This window comes from Sphingomonas sp. AP4-R1, from assembly GCF_013113735.1.
Lineage (GTDB): Bacteria > Pseudomonadota > Alphaproteobacteria > Sphingomonadales > Sphingomonadaceae > Sphingomonas_I.
Genome location: NZ_CP053346.1, coordinates 4,999,279 through 5,012,919 on the forward strand (window position 1 = coordinate 4,999,279; position 13,641 = coordinate 5,012,919).

The 13,641-nt window shown below is 65.6% G+C and carries 14 protein-coding genes; 2 read left to right on the plus strand and 12 right to left on the minus strand.

Going from position 1 to position 13,641, the window contains the following annotated elements; genetic code table 11:
- Positions 1-52: 52 nt before the first annotated feature.
- From HL653_RS22570 to HL653_RS22580, 3 genes are all read right to left on the minus strand, one after another.
- Positions 53-3,355 carry a TonB-dependent receptor gene (locus HL653_RS22570; protein WP_253717309.1) on the minus strand — a complete coding sequence of 1,101 codons (3,303 nt, stop codon included), beginning with the start codon at positions 3,353-3,355 and terminating at the stop codon, positions 53-55.
- Between the two features lie 89 nt (positions 3,356-3,444).
- A complete protein-coding gene (locus tag HL653_RS22575; protein WP_171746483.1) occupies positions 3,445-4,371 on the minus strand; it encodes a DUF4880 domain-containing protein in 927 nt (308 codons plus the stop codon).
- Positions 4,346-4,984 (minus strand): RNA polymerase sigma factor, encoded by a 639-nt coding sequence (locus HL653_RS22580; RefSeq protein ID WP_171746484.1) that lies wholly within the window; start codon positions 4,982-4,984, stop codon positions 4,346-4,348. Before HL653_RS22580 ends, HL653_RS22575 begins: the two co-directional genes overlap by 26 nt.
- A 177-nt stretch (positions 4,985-5,161) precedes the next feature.
- Here HL653_RS22580 and HL653_RS22585 point away from each other — a divergent pair, with 177 nt between their 5' ends.
- Complete coding sequence (locus tag HL653_RS22585; RefSeq protein ID WP_171746485.1) at positions 5,162-6,178, plus strand: LLM class flavin-dependent oxidoreductase; 1,017 nt, start codon at positions 5,162-5,164, stop codon at positions 6,176-6,178.
- 65 nt (positions 6,179-6,243) lie between these two features.
- Positions 6,244-6,471 carry a hypothetical protein gene (locus HL653_RS22590; RefSeq protein WP_216599924.1) on the plus strand — a complete coding sequence of 76 codons (228 nt, stop codon included), beginning with the start codon at positions 6,244-6,246 and terminating at the stop codon, positions 6,469-6,471.
- A 522-nt stretch (positions 6,472-6,993) separates the two neighbouring features.
- Here HL653_RS22590 and HL653_RS22595 read toward each other — a convergent pair.
- From HL653_RS22595 to trbL, 9 genes are all read right to left on the minus strand, one after another.
- Positions 6,994-8,073 (minus strand): PEPxxWA-CTERM sorting domain-containing protein, encoded by a 1,080-nt coding sequence (locus tag HL653_RS22595; RefSeq protein WP_253717311.1) that lies wholly within the window; start codon positions 8,071-8,073, stop codon positions 6,994-6,996.
- A 136-nt stretch (positions 8,074-8,209) separates the two neighbouring features.
- Entirely contained in the window at positions 8,210-8,473 is a 264-nt protein-coding gene (locus tag HL653_RS22600) for a hypothetical protein (RefSeq protein WP_171746486.1), read from the minus strand.
- A 110-nt stretch (positions 8,474-8,583) separates the two neighbouring features.
- Positions 8,584-8,748: a hypothetical protein gene (locus HL653_RS22605; protein WP_171746487.1), complete on the minus strand. Its 165-nt coding sequence runs from the start codon at positions 8,746-8,748 to the stop codon at positions 8,584-8,586.
- A gap of 127 nt (positions 8,749-8,875) precedes the next feature.
- Complete coding sequence (locus tag HL653_RS22610; protein WP_171746488.1) at positions 8,876-9,094, minus strand: AlpA family transcriptional regulator; 219 nt, start codon at positions 9,092-9,094, stop codon at positions 8,876-8,878.
- A complete protein-coding gene (locus HL653_RS22615) occupies positions 9,091-9,306 on the minus strand; it encodes a DUF2274 domain-containing protein (protein WP_171746489.1) in 216 nt (71 codons plus the stop codon). Before HL653_RS22615 ends, HL653_RS22610 begins: the two co-directional genes overlap by 4 nt.
- A 1-nt stretch (position 9,307) precedes the next feature.
- Positions 9,308-10,495, minus strand: a complete 1,188-nt coding sequence (locus tag HL653_RS22620) for a TrbI/VirB10 family protein (protein WP_171746490.1) — start codon at positions 10,493-10,495, stop codon at positions 9,308-9,310.
- Entirely contained in the window at positions 10,492-11,421 is a 930-nt protein-coding gene (gene trbG, locus HL653_RS22625) for a P-type conjugative transfer protein TrbG (protein WP_171746491.1), read from the minus strand. The genes HL653_RS22620 and trbG overlap by 4 nt, the downstream gene beginning before the upstream one ends.
- A complete protein-coding gene (gene trbF / locus HL653_RS22630; protein WP_171746492.1) occupies positions 11,418-12,236 on the minus strand; it encodes a conjugal transfer protein TrbF in 819 nt (272 codons plus the stop codon). The genes trbG and trbF overlap by 4 nt, the downstream gene beginning before the upstream one ends.
- Positions 12,236-13,540, minus strand: a complete 1,305-nt coding sequence (gene trbL, locus HL653_RS22635; protein WP_171746493.1) for a P-type conjugative transfer protein TrbL — start codon at positions 13,538-13,540, stop codon at positions 12,236-12,238. The genes trbF and trbL overlap by 1 nt, the downstream gene beginning before the upstream one ends.
- Positions 13,541-13,641 lie beyond the last annotated feature (101 nt).

The following is a 13,641-nucleotide window of genomic DNA, read 5'->3' on the forward strand; positions in this document are numbered from 1 at the left end:
GCCGGGCGCCCGGTGGGGCGGAGAGAGGGATGCCCCCTCTCTCCTGCCCGGATCAGAAGGAGGCGCGCACCGCCACGAACAATGTGCGGCCCAGCACGTCATAGGTGGAGCTGAACGTGTTGGCGGTGGGCGACGGCGTACCGATCACCGGCGGGTCGCGATCGGTGAGGTTGCGGACGCCCAGCGTCAGCGTCATCGATTTCTGGATCGCGATGTCGGTGGTCAGGTCGAAATAATGCTGCGTCGGGATCACCGGATTGGTGAGCGAGGCCAGGCTCGGCACGGTGCCGCCGGAAGCCCTGGGCAGCTTGTACGTATCCACCGTCACCTTGCCGATGAAACGATGACGCAGGCTGAGCGTCAGCGGCCCGCTCTGCCACGTCAGTCGCGTCAGGCCCTTCCAGCGCGGGATGGGCTGGCCGCAGGTCGCGCCGAAGCTGCCGACGCAATGGTTCTGGATGTTCGGCATCGCCGAGACCGGCGTGCTGGTGAAATCGTCGGTGTAGTTGAGGTCGGCCGACAGCAGGAAGCGGCTCGCCCGATCGAAGCCGAACGCGGTGGCGAAGGTGTAGCTCGCCTCGATATCGACGCCGGACGTCTTCAGTGCGCCGGTATTGGCGTTGAGCGAGCTGATATATTTCGGCGCGTTGATCTGGCCGGTCAGCGTGTCGCGGCTGATCGCTTGGCAGAAGGGGCTGCCCGCATCCTGCACCACATTGTAGCACAGGTTCAGGATGTTGGCGGCGCCCCCGCCAAGCGTGGCGATCGCGCCCTTCACCTCGATCGAATACCAGTCCGCGCTGGCGCTGAAGCCGGGCAGGAAGGAGGGCGTCAGCACGACACCCGCCGTCTTGGTGGTGGACGTTTCCGCGCCCAGCGCCGGATTGCCGCCGGTGATGGTGGTGATGAACTGGTTGGGCTGGACGTTGGCGGTGAAGACCTGCGCAGCCGGAACGCCGGTGGCGACGCAGACGGCGCGGACGGCGGCGGTCTGCTGCCCGCTCGGCTGGCGGCTGGAGCAGGGATCGGTGAGCGAGGGGCCGCTGCTGCTGGTGCCGGCGAAGAGCTCGCCCACGCTCGGCGCACGGGTCGCGCGCTGATACTGGCCGCGCAGCGCGATGCCGCGCACCGGCTCGTAGCGGGCGCCGCCGGAATAGGTCCACACGCCGCCCACGCCCGACAGGTCATAGTCCGAATAGCGGAAGGCGCCCGTCACATCGAGGCGACGGATGGCGGGGAGATCGGCGAGGATCGGCACGCGGACCTCGCCGAACGCCTCCTTGCTGCTCTCCGATCCGTTCGTGGGTAGCGCCGCGCCGTAGCCAGAAACGTCGCCGATGATCGAATGCTGATCGGGCTGGAAGCTGGCCCAGGCCTTGCGCCATTCGACGCCGAGGCTGAAATCGACGGGGCCGGCGGGGAGCGCGAACAGCTCGCCGGTCAGGTTGGCATTGGCCACCTGCTGGCTGGCGCGCGTGCTGTTGTAGAGTGAGACGGTGATCGCGCGCACCGCATCGGCCGAGAGGTTCGCGCCGAAGATGTTGGCGACGGGCGCCGCGCCATTCTGCGACAGGAGCAGGCGCTGCAGCGTGCTGGGCGAAATGGCGCCGTCCGTGCGGTCATTCTCGTTGGTGCGGGCATACATGTAATAAGCGTCGTATTTCAGGTTCCGCAGGAAGCCCGAAGAGACATCGCCCAGCGAACCGCGCAGGCCGATCAGGCCGCGATAGGCGTTCGTATCATATTGCGCGGCGCGATAGCCGGTCTCGTTGAGGCGACGGCCGATATTCAGGATCGCCAGCCCGTCGCCGCGCGTGGTCGTCTGCGTCATGCCGGCGTTGGTGAAGGTCGTGCTCGCCGCCTCGGCCAGATCCAGTTGGCGCAGCACATTCTGCATCGCGGGCGTGAGATAGGGGTTATCGACATTGAACAGATAATTGCCCGACGCGTCGCTCGACGTGAGCTGGATGTTCACGCGGTTGCGGCTGAAATGGCCTTCGCCATAGAGCTCGACGGCGTCGCTGAAGTGATAGTGGGCGAAGAGATTGCCCATCAGCCGCTGCTGCGGGACGATCAGGTAGGAATCGGGCAGCAGGTTGAAATCGTCCTGCGGCGTGAGCGCGGGACGTGCGGCCGTGCCGGCATCGTTGAAGGTGAAGCCGCGCGTCGTCAGGCCGCCCAGTCCGGCAGCGGCGAGCGCAGCATTCAGAGCAGGCGTCGAGCTGGAACCGATGGCCGGCAGGATGGCGAAGCGGCCGTTGGGGATGCTGCCGCTGCCGGTGGTCACCAGACCCGGCCGCCCCCCGGCGGTCAGACAGGTGGATCCGCTCGGCACGGCCAGCGGCGTGCCGGGTCGCGTGGTGCTGAAGCTGCTGGGCGTGACGCAACCATCGGCGACGCGCGCGGCGGCCCAGGCGCCGCGATCGCGCGCCGTGACGCCCTGGCGGTTCAGATAATTGAATGACGCGGTGATGTTGCCGCGGCCCTCGGCGAAATTCTTGCCGGCGGTCACGTCGATCGTCGAATTGCTGTGCGAGGTGTGCGTATCGAGCGAATTCTGCGCTCCGATCTCCAGCCCCTGAAAGTCGTCGCGCAGGATGAAGTTCACCACGCCCGCAATCGCATCCGATCCGTAGACGGCGGAGGAGCCGCCCGTCACCACCTCGGTGCGCTTGATCAGAGCGGTCGGGATCGAATTGATGTCGGTCGCCTGGCTGGGGCCGGTGATCGTGTAGCGGCGCCCGTTGACCAGCACGAGGCTGCGCTGCGCGCCCATGCCGCGCAGGTTCAGCAGCGCATTGCCGCCGGGCACGTTGTTGCCCGTGGCGCCGCTGTTCGCGGCACCCAGGAATTGCGGCGTATCGAGCAGCAACTGCTCCGTATTCTGTGTGCCAGACAGGCGGAACTCCTCGCTGCCCAGCGTCGTCACCGGAGTGGGCCCCATTTCACCGGCGCGCGCGGCGAGGCGCGATCCCGTCACCACCAGTTCCGGGCCGCTGTCCGCCGAGGACATGTCGGAGTCCGTCGTGCGCGTCGGCCCCTCGCGGAGGATCACGACCTTGCCGTCGTCCGACGCCACGATCAGGTTCGTGCCGGCCAGCACCTTGGCCAAAGCGTCGCGATAGCTCATCGCGCCGCGCACGGCGGGCGAGGTGCGTCCGGCAAGCGGCGTGCTGGGGAACAGGATCTGGATGCCGGCCTGACGCGACAAAGCCGTCAGGGCCGAGACGGTGGAGCGCGCGGGAAGATCGAACGTGCGGACCGACTGCGCGCTGACCGGCGTCCAGGTGACGCAGGTGGCGGTGGTAAGCGCCAGCGATGCCGCGAACGGCAGGTTGCGAATGCTCCGAAGCATGGATGTCCCTCTTTGGTGGAGCGTTGGATGCCGCTCCTTTCATCGGATGGGACTCCCGGCGGGGCCGGGACCGCCACGTCGGCAGAAAATTATTTCTGGGCGAGAAGTATGCCGTCGTCCCGCTCGGACACGCTGACGCCGAAGCCGTCGCGCAGGCCGCGCAGGAAGGGCTCGGGATCGCTGGTGGTGAAGCGGCCGCCGATGCGGATGTCGGCCAGAGCGGGATCGACGATCACGATCTTGCGGGTGAGATAGCGGTTATAATCCGCGATCGCCTCGGCCAGAGGCTCGTCCTGAAACAGGATCTCGCCGCCCTGCCAGGCGAGCGCGCGCTCGATACGATCGTCGGCGCGTAGGGTGGTTCCGCCGTCGGGACCGATCCGCAGGATCTGGCGGGACAGGGCCGTCTTCGGTCCGCCGGTCCCCACCATGCGCGCCGAACCGCCGAGCACCGCGACCTCCAGCCCATCCCGCTCCAGCCGCGCGCAGAAGCGGCCGGCGGACAGGATCGATTCGCAGTCGCCCGCCTTCAACGTCGCCGGCTGGCGGCCATTCAGCTGGAGCGCGACCTCGCCGCGCTCCAGCCGGAGCCGCAGGCCCTGATCGGTTTCGTGCCAGGCCAGTTCGCTGTCGGTGTTGAGCATCGCGCGGCCGTCGCGTCCGAGCGCGACGATCCGCCGCTCGCCGATCGCGGTTTCGGCGCGCGGCCAGGCGGCAGCACGCACCGCGACGAAGCTTGCCGCAAGCCCGCCGGCCGCCACCAGACCCGCCGTTCGCAACAGGGTGCGGCGGCTGGGCGACGCGGGCGCCGCCGCCACGACATCGGGCACCGCGTCGACGGTTTCCCAGGCCGCCGTGACGCGGGCGACCGCGACGGCATGCGCGGGCGATTCGGCGCGCCACCGCTCGAACGCCGCAGGATCCGCGGTGCCGATTGCCAGGCGGGCGCACCAGTTTGCCGCTTCGTGCGCGATGCGATCGCGCGTTTTCTCATCGTTCGGCAGTGCTGGAGGCATGTCGGCTATATGTGGCGCCGCCATCGGCTTGACCAGCCATGTCGACGGGGCAAGCGGATACGGGCTTCGGTTCGGTCGTGGGGTCGGGCTTGTCCACAGGGGCGGGGTAGAGCGCCGCGGCCAGCAGCTTCAGGCCGCGCGTCAGCCGCTTTTCCAGCGTGGAGAGGCTCAGGCCCGCCGCCGCCGCGACCTGGGTGGGCGTCTCCCCCTGCACCCGGCATTGCACCACGGCGTGGCGGCAGCGCTCGGGCATGGCGTCCAACGCCTTCCCCGCGCGCATCACCGCTTCGCGGCCGGCGGCGATCCGGAAGGCATCCGGGCTTTCATCCGGAACCGCCAGATTCTCGGTTTCGATCAACTGGCTGAACTCCACGATGCGCGCGCGACGCATCTGCGACATCGCCAGATTGCGGATCGTCTGGATCGTATAGGCGCGCGGATCCAGCGAGAGCGCCCAGCCATTCCCCTCGAACAGGCGGCAATAGGCCTCCTGCACCAGATCCTCCGCCTCGCCCCGACTGCCGGTCACGCGCCGCGCCGCGCGCAGGAACAACGCTTCATGGGGCAGGATTTCATCGATGAACCATCGATCGATGGGGCGAAGAGGAGTCATGCCTGGCCGGACTGCGAGCGGAGGATCGCAGCCCCTAAAGCCACCATATTGCGCTTTCAGGACAAAGGCCGATCCTGTGCCACGCCGCCCCGAAGGCCGGGCGGCGCGGAGCGTTCCCCTGCCCGCCCCGCAACGAAAGCGTGGCGCCCGATCCCTCTTTGCGGCAGGAAGGGCGGCATGAAGAAGATCGGTTTTCTGTCGTTCGGCCATTGGTCGCCCTCCCCCCAGTCGGCGACGCGGTCGGCGGCGGATGTGCTGCTCCAGTCGATCGATCTGGCGGTAGCGGCCGAGGAACTGGGCGCCGACGGCGCCTATTTCCGCGTCCACCACTTCGCCCGCCAGCTGGCTTCGCCCTTCCCCCTGCTGGCCGCGGTCGGCGCGCGCACGCGTCGCATCGAGATCGGCACCGGCGTCATCGACATGCGCTACGAAAATCCGTTCTACATGATCGAGGATGCCGGATCGGCGGACCTGATCGCAGGCGGGCGCCTGCAGCTCGGCATCAGTCGCGGCTCGCCCGAGCAGGTGATCGAGGGGTGGCGCTATTTCGGCTATGCCCCGCTGGACGGGGAGAGCGACGCCGACATGGGGCGCCGCCATACCGAGGTGTTTCTGCAGCTTCTCAAGGGAGAAGGCTTCGCCAAGCCCAATCCGCAGCCGATGTTCGCCAATCCGCCAGGACTGCTCCGGCTGGAGCCGCATGCGGCGGGCCTGCGCGACCGCATCTGGTGGGGATCGGCCACGAATGCGACCGCCGAATGGGCGGCCCGGCTCGGCATGAACCTGCAGAGTTCGACGCTGAAGGCGGACGAGACCGGCGAACCCTTCCATGTCCAGCAAGCCCGGCAGATCCGCGCCTATCGCGAGGCGTGGAAGGCGGCCGGCCATGCCCATGCGCCGCGCGTCTCGGTCTCGCGCTCGATCTTCGCCTTGGTCAACGATCTCGACCGCAGCTATTTCGGCCGCGATCAAAGCAGCGACCAGATCGGCGTGATCGACAATATGCGCGCGGTTTTCGGCCGATCCTATGCCGACGAACCGGATCGCCTGATCGAACAGCTCCGCGCCGACGAAGCCATCGCCGAAGCCGATACGTTGCTGCTGACCGTGCCGAACCAGCTTGGCGTCGATTACAATGCCCATGTCATCGAGAGCATCCTGACGCACATCGCACCGGCGCTCGGCTGGCGCTGACCGCCCGCGCTTGATCGTTCTCGACCCGACTGTTGGCGTGACGGCCAACCTCCTGCTTCCGAGAATTGCCGATCTCGCGCGTCGCAGGGGCGATCGCGCTTCTGCCGGTGAGTCTTCCCGCGTTGGTGATCGGCGTCGTGCTGCTCGACCTGGCGGTGCAGGCGGTGCATGTGACGAGCCAGAGCGCCATCTTCGCGCGATATCCCACCGCGCATAGCCGGCTGATCGGCGGGTATATGGTCTTTTATTCGCTCGGCAGCGCCCTCGCGCGATTGCCTTGGCGAGTTGGCTGATCGGCCGGCCAGTCGCCCGAAACGACCGCTGGACTTGTTCGTCGGTTCGCTTTCCGCTCAAACTGCCGCATGCGCGGCCCTAAAGTGTCTGCCAGACGCTGCGAAAGCACGGGCGCTCCAATCGCCGATGGGCGTTCGCTGGATCCGCCGACCGCTATCGAACGAACCAGCCGCACGGTCTCACCATCCAGCAATCCTATTGTCATCATCGGTCAGCTAGGACGCTCGCAGACATCGACAACAAGAAGATGACGATCATGATGAGAGAGGATGAGTCGGCGCCTGCCAAGGCTGCTCGAATGACCGTTGATCAACTTCAGGCGGTCAACAAAGCCCTGGAGAGCGTGATGATGTTTGGGTGGCGACGGCCAACCGACCGCCCGGCGAAACTACCTGACAGATCTACAAGAGGGCATAAGCATATCCGCTAGCGATTGTCGGTGCTCGCTCGCCCAGGCACCGACAGGAAAGCGCCGCCGGCATAGCCGGCGGCGCCGTTCTCCCGGAACGAACCGCCTCTGATCAGCCGAAGCTGACGCTGGGACGCCGCCGACGCATCACGCCCCCGACCATGCCGAAGCCGCCAATCATCAAAGCCCAACTGGCCGGCTCGGGCACGGCGCTGGGCGCAGCCGCCGCCTGGAGGAAGACGCCGGAGTCCGACGTGAACGACACGCCGTCCACCTTCCCGATGCTGACGCTGCCGGTATTGGTGTAGTCGAGCCCGGTGCCACGAAGCCCCAGATCGAAGTCGATGCCGATGTCTGCCGTCGCACCGATGATCGCGTAGAGGCCCGTGAACTGGGTGTTCAGCGGATCATAGGAACCGAAGCTGTAGGATACCCATCCGTTTACCCGCGGATCGCTGGCGAAGACGAAGGTGGGATAGGTGTTGTTATACCCGTAATAGCCGGCACCGTAGTCGCCGAACTCGTAGGCTTGCGCATTGCCGAAATAGAAGCCGTAATTGAGTTCGCCCGAGGCCGTCGCCGGATCGTTTGTGCCGGACAGCTTGCCGTCGAACGCGAAGCTGATGGGGATCAGCGTCACCGTATCGGAGGAGGCACCCGCGATCGTGAAATGAAGGGTGTCGCTGAGATGCGCCGAGGCGCTGGCTTCCGAGAAGTTCGCAGCGCTCACCGACAGATGGACCTGACCGGTCGCGAGGTCGGCGGCGGCGGTGGCGTAAGCCGCGTCGGGTAACGCAACGACACTGGACTCATCGTGGGAGGCGGTCAGCGTGCCCGTCGTGTCCGTGGATCCGCTGACGGTCACGGCCGCATTCTGCTGCGACAGGAACCCGGCCGGGTTGCAGGCACAACGGCTGCCATCGTTGACCAAAAAGCTCGCACCCACGTCGCCGCCGGAATTATACCCGGCCTGGCAGCCGCGATTGTAGCCGCGGCCCGTGTTGGCGGTGGTCGAAACATAATAGCCCGCATGCGCGGCGGTCGTGACGCCGATCATCGCGGCGGTGCCAAGGAACGAGACGAGACGCATTTCAACTCCCCAAAAGCCGATGAAATGCGGGTTCGCAGCCAGTCGCTGCGCCGGCTCGATTCGATGGACAGCAGATGCTGATGTCACCTGATACCCCTCCAAAGAGACGGCGCAGGGTTCTCCAACTCCCCCACATCACAGACTGCGCGGGCGGCGGAAAAAGCAGCGGAAAAACTGGCCAAGGGGCTAACGATTTTTTTACCGTTCCATTTTCTGGCCAGTGGCGGGAGGCGTCAGGTCATGCGCCGCAATGCTCGCGCTGGTTTTTGATGATGCCGCCCAACTGCGTCTTTCGGTCGACTGCGGAGAGATGGCCCTCCCGTCCCATCCTTTCAAAGATGGCCTGGGATCGCCCGTAGCTGGCACAAGCGTCGTCCGTATGGCGATATTTGAGCTGCAGGTTGGCGAGCCCCATCTCGAAGACGGCATAGTCGCGCATGCGCCGATATTCGTGTGGACGCGCTGTCCAGATGCGTTTCGTGTCGGCCACCAGCGTCGCCATGATCGCCAGGCCTCGATCGACCTGCCCGGTGTCCGCCAGCGCGATCGCCCGGGCGCGCTCGACGATCGAGAAGGAGCGCTTGAGATTGTCGTCGTCGGGCTCGAATCTCGTTAATTCCCGTTCCTCGTCGGAGCTTGCTGCAGCAGCTTCAGCCCGCCACGGGGATCGCCGAAGAGCGTCAGGATCGTGCCGACATCGTAATGCGTGACCGCCAGCCTTCGGCGCGCGGCATAATTGCCGGGATGGCCATCGACCGCACACTGCGCGAACGCCATCGACTGGCGATATTGCCGGATCGAGCGAATCTTGTCGCTGAGATAGGTGCCGTCACCCTTGTTTATTTATACAAAATCATGTATGACTTACCGGTTCGCAAAAATACGATACGAAACAATCACCCGATCAAATCTTCCTTTTTCTTCCCTCAAAGCCATCTATTACATCATCGATCCAAGATACAATCTCGCGATCACTCCACCGGGAAGCGAAAGACGACACTTTGTATGGTGCGGGAAATTTATCTTCCTGGATCAGCCGATAGATCATCGACTTTCCCAATCCGACACGGCGCTTGACCTCATCAAGCCTGATGAAGCGGTCAGGCTTTTCGTCGGCGCTCAATTGCTGGTCCGACCGCGCGTGAACGCGCGATCGCTATCCAGAAAAGCGGTGAGCATCGCCGGGATCAGCTCGCCTATGGGCTCGTCTCGCCCATAAGTGGAGGCATAGAGACTGGCATATTCAGTCAGAGCCTGATGAAGGTCAGGCAGAACCGAAATACTGAGTTTGATCGGCGTCCTGTCAGGAAGCGGCGGGAGCTTGAGATTGGTCACTTCAATTCTCCTTGCGGAAGGGCACCATCTCGAGATCCTTGTGGACAACCAGCCGAACGGGGGTCCCCGGTCGGATCGTGATTGTCGGCTGCACCCCAAGACTGGCTCTCGTGATCTGGTCGCCCACGCGTGAGACATTGTCCTGCGTCGACATGCGGATCGCCTGAACGAGGTCACCTTGGCCGGAGAGGGCCAGCTCCGAACTGACCCCGAGCAGCGTGGATAGCGCGACGCCCTTCAGAAGCTGCCAGGTGTGAAGGTCGACTTTGTCGGCCACGCCCGCATAACCGGCGGCATCGGTTGCAGGCACGTTGTCAATGCGGAGCGAGCTACCGTCGGGCATAATGATGCGCTGCCAAACGACAAGGGCGCGCTTTTGTCCGAATGCCACCACACTGTCGTAACTTCCGATCAGGCGGGCGCCTTGCGGCACAAGCAGAAGACCGCCGGTGGCACTGTCGTAAATGTTCTCGGTAACCTGCGCTGTCACGAGCCCCGGCAGATCGGAGCGCACGCCGGTGATCAGGCTAGCCGCGATGACGCTACCCGCCGATAGGGTGTAGGGTGACGGCAAGGGCGTCATCGCGTGCGGATTGGTGTCACCTTTCGGGTCGAGACTCCCGACGAAGGCGGCCTTCCGACCCTGCGCGTTCGGATCCCGATCGGGATCGAGGGCGACCTTATCGGGGCCGGTTGGCGTCGATCCGGCAAGCGGCGCGGCCGCAAGCGCCTCGGGCGGCGCTTGAACCTGACGCTCCTGAACGAGCAGACCCGACTCGCGGGCAGCCTTCACCTCAGCAAACCTCCGTTGCTGCTCGGCCGCCTCGGCCTCCAACCCAGACTGATCTGCGTGGCCGATCTCGCGCTGATGTTCGAGGATCGGTTTGCCAAGGTCACCCGGCAGCGGCGGCCCGAGACGTGGCACGTCGCCATATGTGGCCGGCACGCCCTCCAAGGCGCCGGTCGCCGGCCTGACATTCGGTTGCGACAATTCCGTCTGCGTGCCGCCATGCCGGAGCAAGCGCGGCTTCAGCGCCATCCATGTCACCGCGAGCAGGCTGACTGAGCCGACGGCTGCAATCGCGACGATCGCGCCGCGCTTGAACCGGACTGCGCGCGGCGGCCGTGCGCGGATCGCCAGTGTCTCGGGATCGACCTTGGCGATCGGGGAGACTGCGTCGTCCGTCATGCCGCCCGCCGTCCGTAGCTGCGGCTGATCCGCACGATCTCCTGGTGCTTCAGGCCGAGCCGGAGTTCGGCAACCTCAAACAGCCTATCGACAATATAATAGCGGCCCTGCACTCGGTAATTAACGAGTTGGGCCGCGCCCTTCTCATCGACCAGAAACAGTGGGGGCGCCTCGCCGACCGCCAGCGACGGCGGAAACTCGATGAATGTCTGGCGGCCGTCATCGAAGGCGCGCAGCGGCCGCCATGTCGGCTGGTCGCCCGATATCACATAATCGAAGTGGAGTTGATCGATCTGCAGCCCGGTCGCGACCGGCCTCACCTCGCGTGCCCGATCCTCCGCCGCCTTCAAAGCGAGGATTTGGTCCTGAGGATAGGACCACGACAGCGCCACCATCGCTGAACGATCCCCGCTTGCCAGCGACAGGTGATAGGTGCGCCGGTCGGTGGTGATTACGATATTCGTAGAAAGGCCGGTCGAAAAAGGCTTCACCAACACATGCGTCCGCCGGGTATCACCAGTGCCGCTGCTGGTATCGCCGATGACCCACCGGGCAGTGTCGCCGGCGGCAACGGCGCCCAGCACCTCGCCGGGCTGAAGCGCGATATCGGTGATCTGGCCGGGCGCGGTAAGGACGCGAAAGATTGCTCCTTCGCTATAGGGGTAGACCTGCACGGCGTTGATGTAACCGGCCGCGACCGGCTCCAGCGTGGCGGCGCGGTTGGCGGCACGGACGCGCAGCTCGGCAGGCGACAGGGGTTTGTGCCGACGTACGCTGACCGGCGGTGGGACTGGCGCGGCGAGCGGCGCCGCCGCAGGGGGTGCAACGGTGAAAGGGAGAGTGGACGGCGGGGTCACGGGTGGCGCAGTCGGCGCCAGGGCGAGCGCCGAACCGCTGAACATCCACATCAGGGTCGGTGTTTTCATGGACGTGCCTCCTTTTGCGGTTCGGGGGATCGGGAAAGGTTCGGATCGAGTGGCGATCCGAGCGGTAGGTTGGGCGCAGGCGGGATGATCGGAATCCTGCCCTGTTGTGATGTCGAGGGCGTGCTCACGCCCGGTTCGAGCTCGCGGCTCCAGTCGACCGCATCGACGTAAAGGCCGAGCGGATTCTTGCGCAGTCGATCGGTCGATGATGGTGCTTCGAGCAGGACGGTGAGGATTGCCGTCCAGTGCGTAGCCCCGGTCTGATCGCCGCGTTCGTAATCCGTTTCGATCCACTTGACCTGGAAAGAGCGGTCCGACGCCCGGACGACGCTCGTCACCTGCACCGAGACCGTTCGTTCACCGATATGGCCGAATGGGTCGGCGGTGCGCGCATAGTCGTCGAGGAAGACAGCGCCCCGTTTCGTCGTGAAGTCGTAGGCAGCCAGCCAGTCCTGGCGCATCAGCACCGGGTCGAGCGAGACCGACCGGACGCTGATGATGAAGCGGCCCAGAAACCAAGCGATCTGCGGATCGGTGGGACGATAGCCGGTCTCGGCCGCCGCGATCGCGCGGGGCTCGCCGAGCCTGTCGACCTCAACGACGTAGGGGACGACCCGGCTTTGTAGAGATTGCCAGAGCAGTCCACCGGACAGCGCGGTTGTCAGCCCGAGGCAGCCGAAGGCCATCAGGCGCCAGTTGCGGGCTTGCACGCGGGCCGATCCGATACGCTCATCCCAGAGTTGACCCGCCCGCTGGAAGGGCGTCTCCGGTTCAAGCGTTCGCCCATAGCGCTGCACGGCACGTTTGAAGCGCATCAGTCGTCCCTTTCCTTGATGTCGGGGGTGGCGCCGGCCCCGCCACGATCACCTTGGGCAACAGCGTGAATTGCGGCCTGTCGGTAGGATCGGGCGGACGCATCCGCCTTCATGGCGCGCGCCCAGCCAGGCATGTCTCGCGGGTCGGAGGAACTGCCTGCCGGAACGGCGCCACTCTGGGCGGCCATCGCGCTCAAGGCACCCTGCCTGCCAGACTCTGCCGCCTCGCCGAGACCGAGGGCCGTGGACATGCGCGAGCGCGCGGCGCTCGATGCGGCCGTGGCCATACCGCGCAAGCCAGCGCCGACGGTCGAGGAGCCACTGGCGTCCTGGCCGAGGCCGTAAGCCGTGGATGCGGCAGCGCCCATGGTCGTGCCCGCCCGGATCGCACCAAGGCCGGCCGTGGCGAGGCCACGTGCCGCACCGATCGCACCGGCTCCGCCGAGCGCGATCATCCCGCCTGCGCCGAGAATGCTGCCGAGCGCCGCGCCACCACCAAGCTGTGGCGCGCCGGAGACCAAACCTGAAGCGATACCGGGTCCGAAGATGCCCAGACCGAACAATGCGAGGCTCGCCAGCACGAGGCTCATCGCCTGCCCGATATCGGGCTCTTGCCCGGCGAGTGCGGTCGTGAACTGGGTAAAATAGTTGGAGCCGATGCCGACGATGACGGCCAGCACCATCACCTTGATGCCGGAACTGACGACATGGCCGAGCACACGCTCGGCGAGAAAGCTCGTCCGGTTCCAGAGCGCGAACGGCACGAGGATGAAGCCGGCCAATGAGCTCAGTTTGAACTCGATGATCGTCACGAACATCTGCACGGCGAGGATGAAGAAGGCGAGGATGACGATCACCCACGCGACGAGGAGGATCGCGATCGTCAGGAAATTGTCGAAAAAGCTGGTGAAGCCCATCAGCTTTGAGGCTTGCTCGAGGAGCGGCCACGCCGCCGAAAAACCCGTTCCCGCAAGGCGGCCGGGCTTGAGCAGGTCCGTCGGACTGATCCCGCCGCCGCCCGCCGTGAGCCCAGCCTGCGCGAACGATCGGAAGATGATGCCGGCTAGCGTCGAGAAGCTGTTCAGGATGAACGCGAACGCGCCAACATAAAGAATTTTGCGGATCAGCCGGCCGAGGACATTCTCCTCGCCGCCCAATGACCAGAACAAGCCCGCCAAGGTGATATCGAGCGCAATCAGGGTGCGGCTGAGGAAGCTGACGTCGCCACCGAGCAGCCCAAACCCGCTGTCGATGTAGCGGATGAAGGCGGCCATGAACTCGTCGATGACGCTGAGATCGTTCACGGGATCAATGTCCTGACCGAGGTGCATTTCCGCGGGGCGCGTCTGGGGGCTTGTGGCGCGCCCCGCGGCGACGGCGGCAGGGAGGCGCACCCGCCGCCGCC

What these genes read in the sequence shown, in the direction of transcription:
- HL653_RS22580 (WP_171746484.1), bottom strand. Translation starts at nt 4,984, where the DNA reads ATGACTCCTCTTCGCCCCATCGATCGATGGTTCATCGATGAAATCCTG.
- trbG (WP_171746491.1), bottom strand. Translation starts at nt 11,421, where the DNA reads ATGAAAACACCGACCCTGATGTGGATGTTCAGCGGTTCGGCGCTCGCC.
- HL653_RS22570 (WP_253717309.1), bottom strand. Translation starts at nt 3,355, where the DNA reads ATGCTTCGGAGCATTCGCAACCTGCCGTTCGCGGCATCGCTGGCGCTT.
- trbF (WP_171746492.1), bottom strand. Translation starts at nt 12,236, where the DNA reads ATGCGCTTCAAACGTGCCGTGCAGCGCTATGGGCGAACGCTTGAACCG.
- HL653_RS22605 (WP_171746487.1), bottom strand. Translation starts at nt 8,748, where the DNA reads ATGGCGTTCGCGCAGTGTGCGGTCGATGGCCATCCCGGCAATTATGCC.
- HL653_RS22585 (WP_171746485.1), top strand. Translation starts at nt 5,162, where the DNA reads ATGAAGAAGATCGGTTTTCTGTCGTTCGGCCATTGGTCGCCCTCCCCC.
- HL653_RS22575 (WP_171746483.1), bottom strand. Translation starts at nt 4,371, where the DNA reads ATGCCTCCAGCACTGCCGAACGATGAGAAAACGCGCGATCGCATCGCG.
- HL653_RS22600 (WP_171746486.1), bottom strand. Translation starts at nt 8,473, where the DNA reads ATGGCGACGCTGGTGGCCGACACGAAACGCATCTGGACAGCGCGTCCA.
- HL653_RS22620 (WP_171746490.1), bottom strand. Translation starts at nt 10,495, where the DNA reads ATGACGGACGACGCAGTCTCCCCGATCGCCAAGGTCGATCCCGAGACA.